Source organism: Verrucomicrobiota bacterium, assembly GCA_019247695.1.
Taxonomy (GTDB): domain Bacteria; phylum Verrucomicrobiota; class Verrucomicrobiia; order Chthoniobacterales; family JAFAMB01; genus JAFBAP01.
On sequence record JAFBAP010000156.1, the window covers coordinates 16537 to 32560 of the forward strand.

Here is a 16024-nt window from a genome sequence, read left to right on the forward strand (position 1 = left end):
CAAAATGGCTAACGGCCAGCGAATTCGTATCCGGCTTAAAGGTTTCGACTACCGGATGCTAGATCAGTCAGCGGTCGAAATCGTGGAGACGGCAAAACGAACCGGCGCCAAAGTCGCCGGCCCGATTCCGCTTCCTACCAAGATTGAAAAGTGGACCGTCAACCGGTCGCCCCACGTGGACAAAAAGTCGATGGACCAGTTCGAGATGCGCACTCACAAGCGCCTGCTCGACATCATTGAACCTACGGCGAAGACCGTCGACGAACTGCGCAAGCTGAACTTGCCGGCGGGCGTAGATATCGCCATCAAAATCTAATCGGGTCAACGCGGATATGGCTATCGGATTGTTGGGAAAGAAAATCGGAATGACGCGCGTCTACGACGCCAACGGCAAAGCCACACCGGTGACGGTAATCGCGGCGGAGGCCAACGCGTTGATCCAGGTTAAAACCGAAGAAAAAAACGGCTATTCCGCCGTTCAGGTCGGTTACGACGCGCAGAAAGAGTCCCGCCTCACGAAGCCGGTGTTGGGACAATTTAAAAAGGCCGGGGTGGAACCCAAAAAGCTCATCCGTGAGTTGCGGTTGCCCGATGGCCAGGCGGTCCCTGCAGAGATCGATCTCTCCGTCAGCCAGTTTGAAGCCGGGCAGTTTGTCGATGTGATTGGCCGGTCGAAAGGAAAAGGCTTCCAGGGCGTCGTGAAGCGGCACCATTTCGCGGGCCAGCCGGCGGCGCACGGCTCAAAAATGCACCGCCGCAACGGTGCCATCGGCAACCGTTCGACTCCGGGCCGGGTCTGGAAAAACATGGGTATGCCCGGCCACATGGGCGACGAGCGCGTCACGGTCCAGAACCTCCGGATCGTCCAGGTCAGACCGGAAGATAACGTCATTCTCGTCTGCGGGGCCGTGCCGGGTGCAAACGGCAGCTACGTCGTGGTGCGGCCGGCCAAGAAGAAAACCGTCAACGGCCAGGCAGCCAAGTAACGACAATCACAAAGGAAGCAACGAGACATGAGCGCCACAGTGCTAACGGTTGAAGCGGCGAAACAGGCGAACATCGCGGTAATTGAGAATGCCAAGGGAACCCAGGCCGTTCACGACGTGGTGGTAGCCATGCAGGCAAACCGCCGCAGCGGTACCGCCAATACCAAAACCAAGGCCGAGGTTGCCTACTCAGGAAAGAAGCCCTGGCGTCAAAAGGGTACCGGGCGCGCCCGCGCCGGGTACACCTCCTCCCCGATCTGGACCGGCGGCGGCGTCGCGTTCGGCCCAAAACCGCGCGACTATTCCAAGAAGGTAACCAAAGGGGTGAAACGTCTGGCGTTTCGCAAGGCGCTCAGCGCCCGGATCGTGGCGGGCGATGTTCTCGTTACAGACGACTTTAAAGTCTCTGCGCCGAAGACGAAGGAGTTCCTGGCGTTGCTTCGCTCGCACACCGATGCACGCAAGGTGCTGCTGGTGCACACCCGTTTCGACCAAAACACCTTCCTGGCTGCCCGCAACGTCCAATTTATCCAACTCCAGAGTGCGGCTGACGTTAACACGGAGCAATTGCTCCGTTACCAAAAGATTATCGTTACCAACGAGGCCCTGGCCAAGTTGGCGGAAAGAGCGTCATCATGAACGAGCCGACCCAAATAATTCAAACGATCCGGCTGACTGAAAAGGCCACCCGCTTAGGCGAGAAGTACAACCAGTACGTCTTCCGCGTGGCGACGCGGGCAAACAAGTTCGAGATCAAAAACGCGATCGAGAAACTGTTTGGGAAAAAGGTTGTCCGGGTCAATACCGCCCAATACGCCGGCAAGAAAAAGCGCGACCGCCGGGCCGGGTTCGGCCGTCGTGCCCATTGGAAAAAGGCGATCGTCACGCTGGCGGAGGGTGAAAAGATCGACCTCGTTTAACGGAGATAACAGGTAATGGCACTCAAGACTTACAGGCCGCTCACGCCAGCGCAGCGTTTCAAGCAGACGCCCGATTTTTCGGAGATCACCAAGGATTATCCCGAAAAGTCGCTGGTGGAACCGCTGAAGCGAACCGGGGGCCGGAACAACCACGGCCGGGTGACTTCCCGCCACATCGGCGGCGGGCATAAACGCAAATACCGCATCATCGATTTCAAGCGCAAACTGCGGGGGGTGGAGGCCACCGTCGTGGCGATCGAATACGATCCGAACCGTTCGGCCCGCATTGCCTTGTTGAATTACGTGAGCGGCGAAAAGGCTTACATTCTTGCCCCCAACGGGCTGCAAGTCGGGGCCAAGGTCATCGCGGGCGACAACGTGGCGCCTGAGTTGGGCAACGCGCTTCCTCTGAAATCCATTCCCCTGGGATCCGTCATTCACAACATCGAGCTTACCCCGGGCCGCGGCGGCCAGATTGCCCGCAGCGCCGGACAGCAGGCGATCCTGAACAACCGCGAAGACGGGTACGCCCTCGTGCGCATGCCCTCCGGCGAGATTCGTCGCATTCACGAAAATTCCTATGCGACGATCGGCCAGGTCGGCAACACCGACCACATGAACGTGTCCAGCGGTAAAGCCGGCCGGACCCGGTGGCTGGGACGGCGCCCGCACGTACGCGGCATGGTCATGAACCCGGTCGACCACCCGATGGGCGGCGGACAGGGTAAAAGCAAGGGCGGCGGCGGTCGCCATCACCCGGTCAGCCCGTGGGGACAACTGGCCAAAGGCTTCAAAACCCGTCGTAAACACAAGCCGAGCGATGCGTTTATCGTCGAGCGGCGCAAGAGCAAGAGCAAAAGGAAATAAGCTATGGGTAGGTCATTGAAAAAAGGTCCTTTCGTCGAGCCCAAGCTCATTGAAAAGATCGAAAAGATAAACCAGGGCGGCCCGAAACGGCCCATCAAAACCTGGTCGCGGCGCTCGATGATTACGCCGGATTTTGTGGGCCATACCTTTCTGGTTCACAACGGCAAGATCTTCAATTCCGTTTTTGTCACCGAGAACATGGTGGGTCACAAGCTGGGTGAATTTTCGCTGACCCGTACGTTCAAGAAACACGGTGCCCATACGGCGAAGGTCACCAAGTAAGGAGCACGCATGCAGGTTACCTCCACTTACCGTTTCGCCCGGATCTCCGCGTTCAAAGCACGGGAGGTCACGCGTGAAATCCAGGGCCGCTCGGCGTCCGACGCGCTCGACGTGCTCGCTTTCAGCCCGAAAAAGGCCGCGCTCCTGGTCAGGAAAACGCTGAAGAGCGCGATCGCCAACGCGGAGAACAACGCTGATTTGCGGGTGGACAACCTGCTCGTCAAAGAGGCCGTCGTCGGCGAAGGGCCGACGTTCAAACGTTTTCGCCCGCGCGCCCGGGGCGGAGCCAGCCCGATCCGCAAGCGGACGAGTCATATCCGGATCGTGCTGACCGACGAACTCGCCGCCCAGGCGAGCGAACGAGCCGCCAAACGGGCCGCCCGCAGCGGTCACCGGGCCCGCCGCCCGGCGTCGGCCGCCGCTCGGCAGAACGGGCGGCCGGCCGCCACCGCCGCCGCGGTCCCGCAAAACGAGCAGCCCGCACCTCCCCCGGAGGAACCGGCTGAGCCCGCCTCGCCGGCGACGTCTCCCGAGGTGACTCCCGCCGCCGCCGAAGAGGCGTCACCTCCCGCCGCCGTCAGCGGAGGCCCGGCCGATTCCACCCCCACCCCCACCTCCAACCCCGGAGCCGAGGAGGCCAAGTAAATATGGGTCAAAAAGTTAACCCGATCGGGTTTCGTCTAGCAGTTAACCGAGACTGGCGTTCGCGCTGGTTTGCTTCCGCCAAGGAATTTCCCGAGTTCCTCCACACCGATCTTCGGATCCGCACCTTCGTGAAGCAGAAGTTGGCGCTCGCGGCGGTCTCGAAGGTCCTGATCGAGCGAGCCTGGAACAGTATCCGCGTCACGATCTTCACGGCCCGTCCCGGAATCGTGATCGGCCGGAAAGGCTCCGAGATCGAGAAAATGACTGAGGAGATCACCCGCATGTCGGGTGGTAAACAGGTCAAGATCGACATCCAGGAGATCAAAACGCCGGAGCTCGACGCCCAGTTGGTCGCCGAAAACGTCGCGCTGCAGATCGAGCGCCGGATTTCGTTCCGCCGCGCAATGAAGAAAGCGGTGCAGACCGCCCGCGACTTTGGAGCGCTCGGCATCCGCATCCGGTGTTCCGGGCGGTTGGGCGGCGCTGAGATTTCACGGGCCGAGTGGTACCGTGAAGGTAAAGTCCCGCTCCACACGCTTCGTACGCCGATCGATTACGGGTTTGCGGAAGCCAAGACCGTGTACGGCAAAATCGGGGTCAAATGCTGGATGTGCAAGCCGGCCGTCCAGCCGGAACGCGAGCCGCGCGAGGGCCGAGAGGGCCGCGACCGCCGTGATCGTGATCGGGACCGTGACCGGGATGGACGCGGCGAACGCCGCCAGGCACCGGGCCCCGGCCCGGGCGCAGCCCCGACCCCGGCCAATCCGGCCGCAGCCACCTGATGATTTAGGAGACTATTTGCCATGCCCCTGATGCCCAAAAGAGTGAAGTACCGCAAGACCCAGCGGGGCAGCCGCGCCGGTACCGCCACTCGCAACATTTCAATCGCCTTTGGCGAGTACGCCTTGCAGACCCTCGATCGCGCCTGGATCACGAACACGCAGATCGAGGCCGCCCGCGTGGCGCTTACCCGCAACATGAAGCGTAAAGGGAAGCTCTGGATCAAAATCTTCCCGGATAAGTCCGTCACCAAGCGCCCCCCTGAAACCCGGATGGGTAAGGGTAAAGGTAATCCGGAGTTCTGGGTGGCAACGGTCCGGCCCGGCAACATCCTTTTTGAACTCGACGGTGTGCCTGAATCGATCGCCCGCGAATCGCTCCGCCTGGCCGCCACTAAGCTGCCGGTGCGGACGCGCTTCCTGACCCGGCACCAGTCCGCCACCTGACAAGGTCAATCGAGGTCGCTTCCATGAAAATCAAAGAACTTCGCGAGCTGAGCAACGACGAGCTGATTGCCCGGCGTCAGGAATTGCGGCGCGAAACCTTCAACTTGCGTCTGCAACAGCAGACCGGGGCCCTGGAGAAACCAACCGTGCTCCGCGAAAACCGCCGCGAGGTTGCTCGCATCGAGACGATCCTGACCGAGCGAAAACGCCAAGCCCCCGCCTAAACTGAATTTTGACGCCGTTGTGAGCCGGCGTCTACCCGACTAATTCCTAAACTTAATGGCTGAAGAGACTGTCCATCCTGAAGGTACTGCCACGGCCACGCAACCGGCCGCCGCACCCGCGGCTGCCGCCGACGCGTCGCAGCAGTCTGAAGCTCCGAAGCGGCATCTTCGGAAGATTCGCGTCGGCGAGGTTGTGTCCAACAAAATGGACAAAACCATCGTCGTCGCCGTCGTCCGTCGAGTGCCGCACCCGAGATTCGGAAAAATTATCAAGCGAACCAAGAAATTCTACGCGCACGATGAGCAGAACCAGTGTGCAATCGGAGACTTGGTGCGCATCGAAGAGACTCGACCGCTCAGCCGGCTTAAACGCTGGCGGCTGATCGAGGTCCTCAAGCACTGAGGAGGGTTCGGCATACCATGATTCAAATTCGTTCCAGATTAGACGTCGCCGATAACACCGGCGCGCGGATGGCCACCATGATCGGTGTAATCGGCAAACCGACGCTCTACGCCTCGATCGGTGACGTCATCACTTGCAACGTCAAGGAAGCCGCGGCGAACGGCAGCGTGAAGAAGGGGGATGTCGTCCGCGCGGTGGTCGTACGGACCAAGCATCCCGTCCGGCGCGACGACGGTTCCTATTTGCGTTTCGACAACAACGCGATCGTCATCATCGACAAGGACCTGAATCCGAGGGGCACCCGTATCTTCGGGCCGGTCGCTCGTGAACTGCGCGAGAAGAACTTCATGAAGATCATCTCACTCGCCCCGGAGGTGCTATGAACCGCCAACGTTTCCACGTCAAAAAGGGCGACCAGGTCCAGGTGATCTCCGGCAACCACAAGGGTGCGACCGGCAAAATCCTGCAGGTCCTGACCAAAAAACAGCAGGTATTGGTCGAGGGGGTGCGCATGATCAAGAAAACTCAGCGCAAGTCTCAGGAATATCCTACCGGCGCAATCCTTACACGCGAGGGGCCGATTCACATTTCCAACGTCAAGCTGCTCCAACCGGCGGAAAAGCCTCCCAAGAAGAACCAGGACCGGCGCGAGGGCGGCGGAGAATAATAGCTATGCAGGCTGAACTTTACCGAGACTACAAGGAACGGGTCGTCCCGGCACTGCGCGAGAAGCTCGGGTATAAAAACCTGTTGCAGGTTCCACGGGTCCAGAAAGTGGTCGTGAACACGTGCATGGGTACCCACGCGGCCGACGCCAAACAGGCGCTTGATGACGCCAAGGCCGACCTCGCCCTCATCACCGGCCAGCGCCCGGCGGAGACCACGGCCAAAAAAAGCATCTCCAATTTCAAATTGCGGAAGGGCCAGGCCATCGGGGCCAAGGTGACCCTGCGCGGCGACCGTATGTATGAATTCCTCGAGCGCCTCATAAAGATGGCGCTCCCGCGCATCCGTGATTTCCGGGGCATCTCACCGAAGGCCTTTGACGGCAAAGGTAATTACACGCTGGGTGTCCACGATCAGTCGATCTTCCCGGAAGTTGAACTCGACAGGATCAAACGCCCGGTGGGTTTTGACATCACGATCGTGACCACCGCGCGCACCAACGACGAGGCCAAAGCGTTGCTGATCGAACTGGGCGTCCCGTTCAGCGATCGCAAACTGCCGGGGCGAGCATAAAGAATCATGAGTACACTTTCAGATCCGATTGCGGATTATTTAACCCGCCTGCGCAACGCCGCGCGTGCTAACCGGCACGACGTGACGGTCCCGTATTCCCGGATAAAGGAGGACATCAGCCGCATCCTGAAGCAGGAAGGGTTTATTGTCGGCTATGAAGTCGAACGGACCGGCCGGCCGCAGATCAAGGTGACGTTGAAGTTCATCAATCGTACACCGGCGTTGACCGGCCTCAAGCGGGTCAGCCGTCCCGGGCTGAGGAAATACGTCGGCTCAGAGGATGTCCCGCGGGTGCTGGGCGGGATGGGCATCTCGATCTTGTCCACCTCCCGCGGCGTCATGACCGGTCGCGAGGCAAAAAGAGAACACGTCGGCGGGGAGTTGCTGGCCGTCGTCTGGTAGGAGAAAGAATCAAAAATGTCTCGGATTGGTAGAAAGAGCATTCAAATCCCGGATAAAGTAAAGCTGGCCGTTTCCGAGGCCGGGGACGTGACGGTGGAAGGGCCGAAAGGCCGCCTCCAGTGGAGCTTGCCGCAGCAAATCTCACTGAAGGTCGACGGTAAAGAGGCGTCTCTGAGCCGCTCGGCCGAGACCCGCAGCGTCAAAGCCCTGCATGGGCTTTCCCGCAGCTTGATCAATAACATGGTCGCCGGGGTGAGCCAGGGTTTTCAGAAGAGCCTGGAAATTCACGGCGTCGGTTTCCGTGCCCAGGTTCAGGGCGCCAACCTGACGATGAGCCTCGGCTTTTCGCACCCGATTCTGTTCCCGATTCCTGAGGGGATCAAGATCACCGTACAGGAAAATACCAAGTTGTTGATCGAGGGAATCGACAAACAAATGGTGGGCCAGGTCGCGGCCGATATACGGGCGTTCTATCCGCCTGAACCTTACAAGGGTAAAGGTATTCGCTATGCGGGCGAACAGATCCTGCGTAAAGAAGGTAAAACTGTACAATAACGAAGGCGGGGGTACACGAGAGCATGGCTGTAATTGATCGAATCAGACTTCGTCACCGCCGGATCCGAAAAAAGGTAAGCGGTTCCCTGGCGCGTCCGCGTTTATGCGTGCACTTCTCCGGCCGGCACATCTACGCGCAGGTGATCGATGACGTGGCCGGCAGGACGCTGGCCGCGGCGGCAACGACGGAAGCGGGTGTCCGCGGTGATCGCCGGGCCAACGCCAACGTTGAGATGGCGCAAAAAATAGGTACGCTCGTCGCTGAGCGGAGCCTGGTGAAAAACGTCAAGGCGGTGGTCTTCGACCGTGGCGGGTTTACCTACCACGGTAAGGTCAAGGCCCTGGCGGACGCCGCGCGGGCGGCAGGTTTGGATTTTTAAAAATAATATGGCAACTGACGTTAGAAACCGCCGAAGCGACACTTCGGACCGTGGCGGCCAGAAAGGCGACACGACGGAAAAGGTGGTTTTCATTAATCGGTGCGCGAAAGTGGTGAAGGGCGGCCGCCGTTTCAGCTTCAGCGCACTCATCGTCGCCGGCGACCACAAAGGCCGCGTTGGATTTGGGTTCGGCAAAGCTAACGAGGTTGCCGAGGCCATTCGCAAGGCGTCGGAATCGGCTCGTAAATCGATGATCACGGTGGCCGTGCAGGAGAACACCATCCCGCACGAAGTCATCGGCGAATTCGGCGGTGGACGCGTCCTGCTCCGGCCGGCATCACCCGGTACCGGCGTGATCGCCGGAGGCGGCGTGCGTGCGGTGGTGGAAGCTGCCGGGATTAAGGATGTGCTCGCCAAGTCTCTCGGGTCCAACAACCACGCCAACGTGGTCAAGGCAACGATCGAGGCGCTGCGTTCCCTGCGTCACCGGGATGAAGTTTTCAAGTTGAGAGGTAAAGCCGGGACGGTCTGACCGGCGATAAGCACGGCGCTCAGGGACCTGCCGCGAACGGCAGCCGGCCCGTGCTTGAAAGGACCACGTTCTTTTCGTTATGCGGCTACATAATCTAAAACCACGACCCGGCGCCAAGCATCGCAGAAAACGCGTTGGCTGCGGCGAAAGCTCCGGACACGGCAAAACCAGCGGACGGGGTCACAAAGGCCAGAAGGCCCGTTCCGGCGGCAGCATCCGCCTCGGTTTTGAAGGCGGTCAGATGCCCCTGATCCGCCGTCTCCCGAAGCGTGGCTTCAACCGTGACGCCTTCAAAACCGTTTACGCGATCGTCAACGTCGATGACCTGGAGCAGTTCGACTCGGGGGTCCGCGTCAATCGCGAGTTGTTAAAAGAACGGGGCCTGATCAACGGCCGGTTCGACGGGATCAAAATCCTCGGCCGAGGCAAACTCACCAAAAGCTTAACCGTCGAGGCGCATAAGTTCAGCGCCACAGCCCGCCAGCAAATCGAAGCGGCGGGGGGCTCGGTCGTGTCCCTGCCTTGAGCGATCCAGCCTCATGATCTCGGCTTTCACCAACATCTTCAAAATCCCGGAACTGCGGCAGCGGATCCTGTTCACGATCGGTCTGCTGGTGATCGTCCGGGCCGGCGCCGCCATCACCATCCCGGGGGTCAACGCGCACGTCCTCAACGAGTGGTTCCAGTCAGAAATGTCGAAGGCCAGCTCGGGAGGTGTTGCCGCGCTGTTCAACATCTTTGCCGGCGGCGCCCTGGAGCACTGCGCGATCTTTTCGCTCGGCATCATGCCGTACATCAGTGCCTCGATCATGATGCAGCTGCTGACGGCCGTCATTCCGCGCCTCAACAAAATGGCGCGCGAAGAGGCCGGCGGACGGCAGAAGATCATGCAGTACACGCGGTACCTGACGCTCGGACTTTGCATCTTTCAGGGTTACCTGCTGGCCGTCTCAATGGAGAATCCGGGTTCCAATCCCTTCCTGCAAGGCATCGGGTCCGTAACCGCTCGCCTCGGACCGCTGGTGACCAGCCCGGGCTGGGGTTTCCGGCTCGTCGCGGTGATCACCCTGAGCGCCGGGACGATGTTCCTGATGTGGCTGGGTGACCAGATCACCGACCGCGGCATCGGCAACGGTACCTCGATGATCATCACCGTCGGCATCGTCGCGTCCCTGCCGGGGGCGCTCGTGCAAGTCTGGAATACGTTCGTTCCCGCCGGCGGTTCGCCCAGCCGGGTGAGCCCGATCGTGCTTGTGTTGATGCTGTTGTTCCTGGTGCTCGTTATCGCCGGGGTCATCGCTCTCACCCAGGGCCAGCGCAGGATCAGCATTCAGTACGCAAAACGCGTCGTCGGCCGCAAGGTCTATGGAGGCCAGACTCAATACCTCCCCCTTAAGGTCAATGCGGTCGGGGTTATGCCGATCATCTTCGCCCAGGCCATCCTGCTCTTTCCGTCCACGGTCCTGAGCATGATGTTCCGGAACCAGGAATGGGCCGTGACACTGTCCAATGCCCTCGCCGTCGGCTGGATGCATTACCTGATCACGGCCGTCCTGATCTTCTTTTTCAGCTATTTCTGGGTCGCGATCCAGTTCCAGCCGACCCAGATCGCGGATGACCTGAAAAAGTACAACGGTTACATCCCCGGATGTCGCCCGGGCAAACCGACCGCCGATTTTCTCGAGTACACGCTTACGCGGTTGACCTTTGCCGGCGCCCTTTTTCTGACCGTCATCGCCGTGATCCCGGAGACGTTGATTACCTGGTGCGGTGTACCCAGGATGACGGCACGGTTCTTCGGCGGCACCAGCCTCCTCATCATCGTCGGCGTCCTGCTTGACACGATGCGCCAGGTGGAAACGCACCTGATCCAACGCCATTACGACGGCTTTCTGCGCAAGGGACGGCTCCGCGGCCGCTTTGAGCGCGCCGTCGGCGGCGCCGGCGCCGTAGTCAAGGAACGGGCGCTCCTCTGGATGTGGGTCGCGTTTGCGGTGCTTGCGGTTGCCGGGGTGGCGATCTCGATCTTCGTCAACCAGCGTTAGCCTTAGTCAAGCAAAAGCGCAGGGTGAAAAGGAGAGTCGTGCTGTGAGGTCCGCCCGCTTCCGGGAAAGCGACCCTGGCCGAGTTGATCCGGCAGAAGCTCGGTCTCCCGGCAGCCTCGTGCGTGTTCCAAATCCGACCCCTGCCCGAACTGCGGCGGCGTGCTGGAACTTCGGGAAAATGACCGTGCGGATGTTCTGCGGAAGCGGCTCGTGGAATATCAGGAAAAAACCTCGCATGCGGCCAGGTACTACGATAACCGCTCTTTACTGCACCGCATGAACGGCGATCGTAGCGTCGACGCCGTATTTAAAGAAATCGGCGAAGCAATGGCGACATGATCCCGATCAAGACAGCGCTCGAAATCGAAAAGATGCGGGCTTCATGCCGCATCGCGAGTCAAATCCTCGAAGAAGTATCCAAAGTGTTGGCGCCCGGCATTACCACCCGGGAAGTCGACCAGCTGGCGGCACGTCTGATGAGCGACGCCGGTTGTCGAAGCGCGTTCTTAGGTTACAAACGGTTCCCAGGCAACATCTGCATCTCGATCAATGATGAGGTGGTGCACGGAATCGGAGGCAGCCGTAAAATCCAGTACGGCGACATCGTTAAGCTGGATATCGGCGTTATCCTCGACGGTTTTGTCGGGGATACGGCCGCCACCATCCCGATCGGCATGATCGCAGAGGACGTGCAGCGGCTGCTCGAGGTGACCGAAAGTGCCTTGTATAAAGGCATCGAGAAGGCCCGCGAGGGCCGTCGCCTGAGTGAACTCTGCGGCGCCATCCAGCGGGAAGTGGAGACGAACGGCTTCAGTGTGGTCCGAGAATTTGTCGGGCACGGCGTCGGGCGCAAGCTGCACGAGGAACCCCAAATCCCAAATTACCGCGCGCCGGGCACAACTGCGAAGCTGAAAGCCGGCATGACGTTGGCCATTGAACCCATGGTCAATCTCGGAAAACCCGATGTCCGCGTGCTCTCGGACGAGTGGACGGTGGTCACAGCAGATCGTTTGCCCTCTGCGCACTTTGAACATACTGTCCTGGTCACGAGAGGTGAACCCGAGATCCTGACATGGCGCGAAAAGACGTCATCGAAGTTGAAGGCAGGGTAATCGAATTGTTGCCGAACACGATGTTCCGGGTCGAGTTGCCGAACGGGCATCGGATCCTGGCGCATATTTCCGGAAAAATGCGCCTGCACTTCATTCGGATCTTGCCTGGCGACAAAGTTATGGTACAGATGTCGCCTTACGACTTGACGAAAGGCCGAATAACCTTCCGGCAAAAGTAAGGCGAAAGATGGTTTAAGCGCTCCTCGGAGGAAAACCCTCTGCAGGCTGCGTTTTTTTGTCCCCCGATCGGGACGATTACCCATGAAAGTACGACCCTCAGTGAAGCGGCTGTGTGAGAGCTGCAGGATCATCAAACGGAAAAACGTCGTGCGCGTGGTTTGCAAAAACCCACGGCACAAACAACGACAAGGCTAAAAGGCCAGGGTCGCCTGACCTTGCCGCCGCTGGCCGGAGCCACAGAATATGCCTCGATTATTAGGTGTTGAGATACCCGGAGATAAACGGATCGAAGCGTCGTTGCCGTACGTTTACGGCATCGGCCCGAAAACGGCGAAGAAGATCCTCGAACAAGCGAATATCGATCCCAACATCCGCGCTAAGAATTTAACCCCCGAACAGTTGAGCGACATCGTCCACGCGATCAACGCAAGCGGCCTTATGATCGAGGGTGATCTGCGGCGCGAGATTCAGAGTAACCTCAAGCGCCTCCAGGGTATCCGCTGCTATCGCGGAATACGCCACATGCGCGGGTTGCCCGTGCGCGGCCAGCGCACCTCGACCAATGCGCGTACCCGGAAAGGCCCGCGTAAGACCGTGGGCGTACAGCGAAACAAGGACGCAAAAGCTGGAAAAGTTTAAGTACTGACATTGTATGGCAGATCAGACGCCAAATCCCGCGCCGGAAGACCGGAAGCCCAACAACCCGGGCGCTGCCCCCGCCGCTCCCGCCGCAACGGGCACCAATAACCCGAACCCGGCACCCACCGCCCCGACGGCAGCACCGGCAGCTACGGCAGCACCGGCAGCTCCGGCCGCCCCTGCGGCGTCTGCGGCCCCGGCCGCACCCGCTGATCCGGCAAGGCCGGCTGCGCGAGCACCTAAAGGGAAAGCCAGGAAGGAAACCGCCGGTGACGGCGGCAAGCCCGGCCTCACGCTTGAGGGAACCGAAGCCGAGCGGCCGAAAATCATCAAGGCCAAAGGCAGCAAGAATGTCGGTACCGGCATCGCTCACGTCCTGGCAACCTTCAACAACACCATCGTTTCGATTACGGACCTTAAGGGTAACGTGATCGGCTGGTCGAGCGCCGGAAAAGTGGGATTTAAAGGATCCCGCAAAAGCACCGCCTACGCCGCCCAGTTGGTCGCGCAGGATGCATGCCGGCAGGCCATGGGGCACGGTTTGAAGGAAGTTGAGGTGCTGGTCAAAGGGCCCGGCGCCGGCCGCGAGTCTGCTGTCCGGGCAATCCAGGCCATCGGTCTGGATATCTCGGTGATCCGCGACGTCACCCCGGTTCCGCACAACGGTTGCCGTCCGCCTAAACAGCGCCGCGTCTGAGCAGGAGATTTTAAATGGCTCGTTACACAGGTCCTAAATCGAAGATCAGCCGCCGTTACGGCGTCCCGCTGTTCGGCCCCAGCAAGGCGCTCGAGCGCAAGAATTATCCTCCGGGCATGCACGGCCCCAAGGGCGCCCGCCGGAAATTGTCCGACTACGCCACGGCGCTGGGCGAAAAGCAAAAGCTTCGCTTCCAGTATGGGCTCATGGAGCGGCAGTTTCGCCGCTATTTCGAGACCGCGCTGCGTAAACGCGGCATCACGGGCGAGACGTTACTCCAGATGCTCGAGACCCGTCTCGACAATGTGGTGTTCCGCCTCGGCTTCGCCAATTCACGCAGCGCCGCCCGCCAGTTAGTGTCCCATGGGCACGTGCTGGTCAATAATCGGAAGGTTAACGTCTCCTCCTATAATCTGCGGGCCGGGGACTTGATTACCGTAAAGGATCGCCCATCATCCCGGCGCTTGGCCACACGCAACCTGGAGTTGACCCAGATCCATATGGTTCCGGATTGGCTCGTGCTCGACAAGGATCAGTTCCAGGGCAAGGTCGTCCGGATTCCCAGCCGCGATGAGATCGCACCGATCGTGAACGAGCAACTCGTGGTCGAGCTGTACTCGCGTTAAGAAACGCCACGAGTGCCACAATCGGAATAATGCCACAAATAGGAAGCCCCTATCTGCGGCATTAGGCAGGTTAATACCATTCAGACGGTTATCTCTGTAGAATGCCGGCTCAGGCGATGCCGGCGCCGGATGATGCTCCGTACCTTGTTGAACGGGTCTTACACCAATTTCGATAGTTAACTTGGTGGAATTTCGACCGGGTTTCAGCCCCAAAGGGGCGGAGGATCTTAGCCCAGGGTTTACCCTGGGAAACCGTCAAATCCCGATCGAGCCCTGAAGGGGCGGCAGAGTGCGTTGCTCACGGTTTCTGCCGTCCCTTCAGGGCTCGATCGGGGAAGGGGCCCGTTGGGCCTGGACCGTTTTACCCCCACGGCCATCATTGAGAATACGCGGCGGAAGTTTGTCTCTGCTTCCGCCGCGGCGGTGCCGTGTGACCGGACCGGAATCCTTTAATCTGTGTTAATCTTTGGATCGTCTGCTCCGTCTTCTTTCCTCAGCCGGTACTCGTAGCTGTCGCACAGTGCCAGCCAGCTGGCCTCAATGATGTTATCCGAAACGCCGACCGTGCACCAGGTATCGTGGCGATCGGTCGAATCGATCAAAACCCGCGTTCTCGAACTGGTCCCTTGATGGGTACCGATGATCCGGACTTTGTAGTCATCAAGCGTAACCTGCTCGATCGTCGGGTAGACCGGGATCAGGGCTTTGCGCAGCGCGGCATCCAGGGCATTCACCGGCCCGTCGCCTTCGGCGACCGTGTAGATGTCCTCCCGATTCGCACGAAGTTTCACGGTGGCCTCGCACGTTTCGTAACGGTTCCGGACCGACCGGATGTACGTGCAGTGATATTCAAGCAATTCCCAAAGAGGCGCAGGCGACTCGAGCACCCGCCGGATCAGCAACTCAAAAGACGCCTCCGCTGCCTCAAACTCGTACCCAAGGTGCTCCAGGCGTTTCACCTCCCGGAGAATGGCGCCGACTTGCGGCGAACCCTTCTCAAAGGAGAATCCCATTTCGCGTGCTTTGGCGATGACGTTGCTCTGGCCGGACAACTCGGAAACCACGATGTGCTGATGATTACCCACCAAAGCCGGCTCGATGTGCTCGTAGCTCCGGGCCATCTTCTGGACCGCATGCACGTGCAGGCCGCCTTTGTGGGTGAACGCCGTTTGACCGACGAACGGCGCACGGATGTTGTGCGGGCAATTGGCCAGTTCATCCACGAACATCGAAAGATCGCGTAAACGGGTCAGGTCCGGAACGACCTCAAGACCAAGTTTCAGCTGCAGATTCGGAATCAGGCTCGTCAGGTTGCAATTTCCGGTACGCTCACCGTAGCCATTCACCGTCCCCTGGACTTGCACCGCTCCGGCCCGGATCGCCGCCAGCGCGTTGGCTACGGCCAATTCGCAGTCGTTATGGGTGTGGATCCCGACCGGCACGCTCAGTTCCTGGCAGACGCGTCCCGTGATTTCGCCAACTTCTTGCGGCAGAGAACCTCCATTGGTGTCGCAAAGCACCAGGACGTCCGCACCGCCTTCCGCGGCCGCCCGGAGCGACCCCAGAGCGTCTTCCGGATTGTCTTTGTAGCCGTCAAAAAAATGTTCCGCGTCGAAAATGACCTCCCGGCCCTGCGCCTTAAGGTAGCAGACTGAATCGCGAATCATGCGTTCATTTTCCTGCGCGTCGACCCCGATGATCTGTTCGACGTGCAGCCGCCAGCTCTTGCCGACGATCGTCACCACCGGCGTTTGCGCGTCCAGCAGCATCCGGATCTGTGCGTCGGCTGCAGGATCGATGTTCGCGCGGCAGGTGCTGCCAAAAGCGCAGATCTTGGCGTGATGCCACCGATGCCGGACGGCTTCCCTGAAAAATTCGATATCCTTGGGGTTAGAGCCGGGCCAGCCGCCTTCAATGTATTCAATACCGAAGGCATCAAGCTTTTGTGCAATCCGAATCTTGTCATGAACACTGAAGGAAATACCTTCACCCTGCGTGCCATCGCGCAAAGTGGTGTCATACAAGAAGACCGTCGTCGGATTCATAAGGACTGTTCCGCTAACT

The 16024-nt window shown here is 59.8% G+C and carries 28 protein-coding genes; 27 read left to right on the forward strand and 1 reads right to left on the reverse strand.

The features are described 5' to 3' along the window. The first annotated feature begins 4 nt into the window (after positions 1 to 4). The 27 genes from rpsJ (at position 5) to rpsD (ending at position 13960) form a co-directional block, all read left to right on the forward strand. On the forward strand, positions 5 to 316 hold the full coding sequence (gene rpsJ / locus JO015_18090; protein ID MBW0001007.1) for a 30S ribosomal protein S10: 312 nt from the start codon (positions 5 to 7) through the stop codon (positions 314 to 316). A 16-nt stretch (positions 317 to 332) separates the two neighbouring features. Continuing rightward, positions 333 to 986 carry a 50S ribosomal protein L3 gene (gene rplC, locus JO015_18095; protein ID MBW0001008.1) on the forward strand — a complete coding sequence of 218 codons (654 nt, stop codon included), beginning with the start codon at positions 333 to 335 and terminating at the stop codon, positions 984 to 986. A gap of 27 nt (positions 987 to 1013) precedes the next feature. Next, positions 1014 to 1625 (forward strand): 50S ribosomal protein L4, encoded by a 612-nt coding sequence (gene rplD / locus JO015_18100; protein ID MBW0001009.1) that lies wholly within the window; start codon positions 1014 to 1016, stop codon positions 1623 to 1625. Next, positions 1622 to 1906 carry a 50S ribosomal protein L23 gene (gene rplW / locus JO015_18105; GenBank protein ID MBW0001010.1) on the forward strand — a complete coding sequence of 95 codons (285 nt, stop codon included), beginning with the start codon at positions 1622 to 1624 and terminating at the stop codon, positions 1904 to 1906. Before rplD ends, rplW begins: the two co-directional genes overlap by 4 nt. A gap of 15 nt (positions 1907 to 1921) precedes the next feature. Further along, positions 1922 to 2773, forward strand: a complete 852-nt coding sequence (gene rplB / locus JO015_18110) for a 50S ribosomal protein L2 (GenBank protein ID MBW0001011.1) — start codon at positions 1922 to 1924, stop codon at positions 2771 to 2773. A 3-nt stretch (positions 2774 to 2776) separates the two neighbouring features. Beyond that, a complete protein-coding gene (gene rpsS / locus JO015_18115) occupies positions 2777 to 3055 on the forward strand; it encodes a 30S ribosomal protein S19 (protein MBW0001012.1) in 279 nt (92 codons plus the stop codon). A gap of 9 nt (positions 3056 to 3064) precedes the next feature. Further along, complete coding sequence (gene rplV / locus JO015_18120; GenBank protein MBW0001013.1) at positions 3065 to 3700, forward strand: 50S ribosomal protein L22; 636 nt, start codon at positions 3065 to 3067, stop codon at positions 3698 to 3700. 2 nt (positions 3701 to 3702) lie between these two features. Continuing rightward, positions 3703 to 4482, forward strand: coding sequence for a 30S ribosomal protein S3 (gene rpsC, locus JO015_18125; GenBank protein MBW0001014.1), 780 nt, complete (start codon positions 3703 to 3705; stop codon positions 4480 to 4482). Positions 4483 to 4503: 21 nt separating this feature from the next. Next, positions 4504 to 4926, forward strand: a complete 423-nt coding sequence (gene rplP, locus JO015_18130) for a 50S ribosomal protein L16 (GenBank protein ID MBW0001015.1) — start codon at positions 4504 to 4506, stop codon at positions 4924 to 4926. A 23-nt stretch (positions 4927 to 4949) separates the two neighbouring features. Continuing rightward, positions 4950 to 5150, forward strand: coding sequence for a 50S ribosomal protein L29 (rpmC, locus tag JO015_18135; protein MBW0001016.1), 201 nt, complete (start codon positions 4950 to 4952; stop codon positions 5148 to 5150). A 55-nt stretch (positions 5151 to 5205) separates the two neighbouring features. Continuing rightward, positions 5206 to 5553 carry a 30S ribosomal protein S17 gene (gene rpsQ / locus JO015_18140; protein MBW0001017.1) on the forward strand — a complete coding sequence of 116 codons (348 nt, stop codon included), beginning with the start codon at positions 5206 to 5208 and terminating at the stop codon, positions 5551 to 5553. Between the two features lie 17 nt (positions 5554 to 5570). After that, entirely contained in the window at positions 5571 to 5936 is a 366-nt protein-coding gene (rplN, locus tag JO015_18145) for a 50S ribosomal protein L14 (protein ID MBW0001018.1), read from the forward strand. After that, entirely contained in the window at positions 5933 to 6220 is a 288-nt protein-coding gene (locus JO015_18150; protein ID MBW0001019.1) for a 50S ribosomal protein L24, read from the forward strand. The genes rplN and JO015_18150 overlap by 4 nt, the downstream gene beginning before the upstream one ends. A 5-nt stretch (positions 6221 to 6225) precedes the next feature. Next, complete coding sequence (rplE, locus tag JO015_18155; protein ID MBW0001020.1) at positions 6226 to 6792, forward strand: 50S ribosomal protein L5; 567 nt, start codon at positions 6226 to 6228, stop codon at positions 6790 to 6792. Positions 6793 to 6798: 6 nt separating this feature from the next. Then, positions 6799 to 7194, forward strand: coding sequence for a 30S ribosomal protein S8 (gene rpsH / locus JO015_18160; GenBank protein MBW0001021.1), 396 nt, complete (start codon positions 6799 to 6801; stop codon positions 7192 to 7194). A gap of 15 nt (positions 7195 to 7209) precedes the next feature. Then, positions 7210 to 7749 carry a 50S ribosomal protein L6 gene (rplF, locus tag JO015_18165; GenBank protein MBW0001022.1) on the forward strand — a complete coding sequence of 180 codons (540 nt, stop codon included), beginning with the start codon at positions 7210 to 7212 and terminating at the stop codon, positions 7747 to 7749. 23 nt (positions 7750 to 7772) lie between these two features. Continuing rightward, on the forward strand, positions 7773 to 8129 hold the full coding sequence (locus JO015_18170; protein ID MBW0001023.1) for a 50S ribosomal protein L18: 357 nt from the start codon (positions 7773 to 7775) through the stop codon (positions 8127 to 8129). A 7-nt stretch (positions 8130 to 8136) separates the two neighbouring features. After that, positions 8137 to 8661 (forward strand): 30S ribosomal protein S5, encoded by a 525-nt coding sequence (gene rpsE / locus JO015_18175; GenBank protein MBW0001024.1) that lies wholly within the window; start codon positions 8137 to 8139, stop codon positions 8659 to 8661. Positions 8662 to 8740: 79 nt separating this feature from the next. After that, a complete protein-coding gene (gene rplO, locus JO015_18180) occupies positions 8741 to 9187 on the forward strand; it encodes a 50S ribosomal protein L15 (GenBank protein ID MBW0001025.1) in 447 nt (148 codons plus the stop codon). Between the two features lie 13 nt (positions 9188 to 9200). Next, positions 9201 to 10706: a preprotein translocase subunit SecY gene (gene secY, locus JO015_18185; GenBank protein MBW0001026.1), complete on the forward strand. Its 1506-nt coding sequence runs from the start codon at positions 9201 to 9203 to the stop codon at positions 10704 to 10706. A 159-nt stretch (positions 10707 to 10865) separates the two neighbouring features. Next, positions 10866 to 11045, forward strand: a complete 180-nt coding sequence (locus tag JO015_18190; GenBank protein MBW0001027.1) for a hypothetical protein — start codon at positions 10866 to 10868, stop codon at positions 11043 to 11045. Then, entirely contained in the window at positions 11042 to 11818 is a 777-nt protein-coding gene (gene map, locus JO015_18195; GenBank protein ID MBW0001028.1) for a type I methionyl aminopeptidase, read from the forward strand. Before JO015_18190 ends, map begins: the two co-directional genes overlap by 4 nt. Further along, the gene (gene infA, locus JO015_18200; protein ID MBW0001029.1) at positions 11779 to 11997 is read left to right on the forward strand and encodes a translation initiation factor IF-1; all 219 of its coding nucleotides are present in this window, start codon (positions 11779 to 11781) and stop codon (positions 11995 to 11997) included. Before map ends, infA begins: the two co-directional genes overlap by 40 nt. A gap of 82 nt (positions 11998 to 12079) precedes the next feature. Beyond that, entirely contained in the window at positions 12080 to 12193 is a 114-nt protein-coding gene (gene rpmJ / locus JO015_18205; GenBank protein ID MBW0001030.1) for a 50S ribosomal protein L36, read from the forward strand. A gap of 48 nt (positions 12194 to 12241) precedes the next feature. Beyond that, positions 12242 to 12637 carry a 30S ribosomal protein S13 gene (gene rpsM, locus JO015_18210; GenBank protein ID MBW0001031.1) on the forward strand — a complete coding sequence of 132 codons (396 nt, stop codon included), beginning with the start codon at positions 12242 to 12244 and terminating at the stop codon, positions 12635 to 12637. Between the two features lie 325 nt (positions 12638 to 12962). Further along, entirely contained in the window at positions 12963 to 13334 is a 372-nt protein-coding gene (rpsK, locus tag JO015_18215) for a 30S ribosomal protein S11 (protein MBW0001032.1), read from the forward strand. A gap of 14 nt (positions 13335 to 13348) precedes the next feature. Then, a complete protein-coding gene (gene rpsD, locus JO015_18220) occupies positions 13349 to 13960 on the forward strand; it encodes a 30S ribosomal protein S4 (GenBank protein ID MBW0001033.1) in 612 nt (203 codons plus the stop codon). Between the two features lie 449 nt (positions 13961 to 14409). On the opposite strand, the gene JO015_18225 is transcribed toward rpsD, so the two are convergent. After that, positions 14410 to 16005, reverse strand: a complete 1596-nt coding sequence (locus JO015_18225) for a citramalate synthase (GenBank protein ID MBW0001034.1) — start codon at positions 16003 to 16005, stop codon at positions 14410 to 14412. Positions 16006 to 16024: the final 19 nt, after the last annotated feature.

What these genes read in the sequence shown, in the direction of transcription:
- secY (MBW0001026.1), top strand. Translation starts at nt 9,201, where the DNA reads ATGATCTCGGCTTTCACCAACATCTTCAAAATCCCGGAACTGCGGCAG.
- rplO (MBW0001025.1), top strand. Translation starts at nt 8,741, where the DNA reads ATGCGGCTACATAATCTAAAACCACGACCCGGCGCCAAGCATCGCAGA.
- rpsD (MBW0001033.1), top strand. Translation starts at nt 13,349, where the DNA reads ATGGCTCGTTACACAGGTCCTAAATCGAAGATCAGCCGCCGTTACGGC.
- rpsC (MBW0001014.1), top strand. Translation starts at nt 3,703, where the DNA reads ATGGGTCAAAAAGTTAACCCGATCGGGTTTCGTCTAGCAGTTAACCGA.
- rpsM (MBW0001031.1), top strand. Translation starts at nt 12,242, where the DNA reads ATGCCTCGATTATTAGGTGTTGAGATACCCGGAGATAAACGGATCGAA.
- rplF (MBW0001022.1), top strand. Translation starts at nt 7,210, where the DNA reads ATGTCTCGGATTGGTAGAAAGAGCATTCAAATCCCGGATAAAGTAAAG.
- rplP (MBW0001015.1), top strand. Translation starts at nt 4,504, where the DNA reads ATGCCCCTGATGCCCAAAAGAGTGAAGTACCGCAAGACCCAGCGGGGC.
- rplV (MBW0001013.1), top strand. Translation starts at nt 3,065, where the DNA reads ATGCAGGTTACCTCCACTTACCGTTTCGCCCGGATCTCCGCGTTCAAA.
- rpsE (MBW0001024.1), top strand. Translation starts at nt 8,137, where the DNA reads ATGGCAACTGACGTTAGAAACCGCCGAAGCGACACTTCGGACCGTGGC.
- rpsQ (MBW0001017.1), top strand. Translation starts at nt 5,206, where the DNA reads ATGGCTGAAGAGACTGTCCATCCTGAAGGTACTGCCACGGCCACGCAA.
- rplE (MBW0001020.1), top strand. Translation starts at nt 6,226, where the DNA reads ATGCAGGCTGAACTTTACCGAGACTACAAGGAACGGGTCGTCCCGGCA.
- rplN (MBW0001018.1), top strand. Translation starts at nt 5,571, where the DNA reads ATGATTCAAATTCGTTCCAGATTAGACGTCGCCGATAACACCGGCGCG.
- map (MBW0001028.1), top strand. Translation starts at nt 11,042, where the DNA reads ATGATCCCGATCAAGACAGCGCTCGAAATCGAAAAGATGCGGGCTTCA.
- rplW (MBW0001010.1), top strand. Translation starts at nt 1,622, where the DNA reads ATGAACGAGCCGACCCAAATAATTCAAACGATCCGGCTGACTGAAAAG.
- JO015_18150 (MBW0001019.1), top strand. Translation starts at nt 5,933, where the DNA reads ATGAACCGCCAACGTTTCCACGTCAAAAAGGGCGACCAGGTCCAGGTG.
- rpsJ (MBW0001007.1), top strand. Translation starts at nt 5, where the DNA reads ATGGCTAACGGCCAGCGAATTCGTATCCGGCTTAAAGGTTTCGACTAC.
- rplC (MBW0001008.1), top strand. Translation starts at nt 333, where the DNA reads ATGGCTATCGGATTGTTGGGAAAGAAAATCGGAATGACGCGCGTCTAC.
- rplB (MBW0001011.1), top strand. Translation starts at nt 1,922, where the DNA reads ATGGCACTCAAGACTTACAGGCCGCTCACGCCAGCGCAGCGTTTCAAG.
- infA (MBW0001029.1), top strand. Translation starts at nt 11,779, where the DNA reads ATGGCGCGAAAAGACGTCATCGAAGTTGAAGGCAGGGTAATCGAATTG.
- rpmJ (MBW0001030.1), top strand. Translation starts at nt 12,080, where the DNA reads ATGAAAGTACGACCCTCAGTGAAGCGGCTGTGTGAGAGCTGCAGGATC.
- JO015_18170 (MBW0001023.1), top strand. Translation starts at nt 7,773, where the DNA reads ATGGCTGTAATTGATCGAATCAGACTTCGTCACCGCCGGATCCGAAAA.
- rpsH (MBW0001021.1), top strand. Translation starts at nt 6,799, where the DNA reads ATGAGTACACTTTCAGATCCGATTGCGGATTATTTAACCCGCCTGCGC.
- rpmC (MBW0001016.1), top strand. Translation starts at nt 4,950, where the DNA reads ATGAAAATCAAAGAACTTCGCGAGCTGAGCAACGACGAGCTGATTGCC.
- rplD (MBW0001009.1), top strand. Translation starts at nt 1,014, where the DNA reads ATGAGCGCCACAGTGCTAACGGTTGAAGCGGCGAAACAGGCGAACATC.
- rpsS (MBW0001012.1), top strand. Translation starts at nt 2,777, where the DNA reads ATGGGTAGGTCATTGAAAAAAGGTCCTTTCGTCGAGCCCAAGCTCATT.
- JO015_18225 (MBW0001034.1), bottom strand. Translation starts at nt 16,005, where the DNA reads ATGAATCCGACGACGGTCTTCTTGTATGACACCACTTTGCGCGATGGC.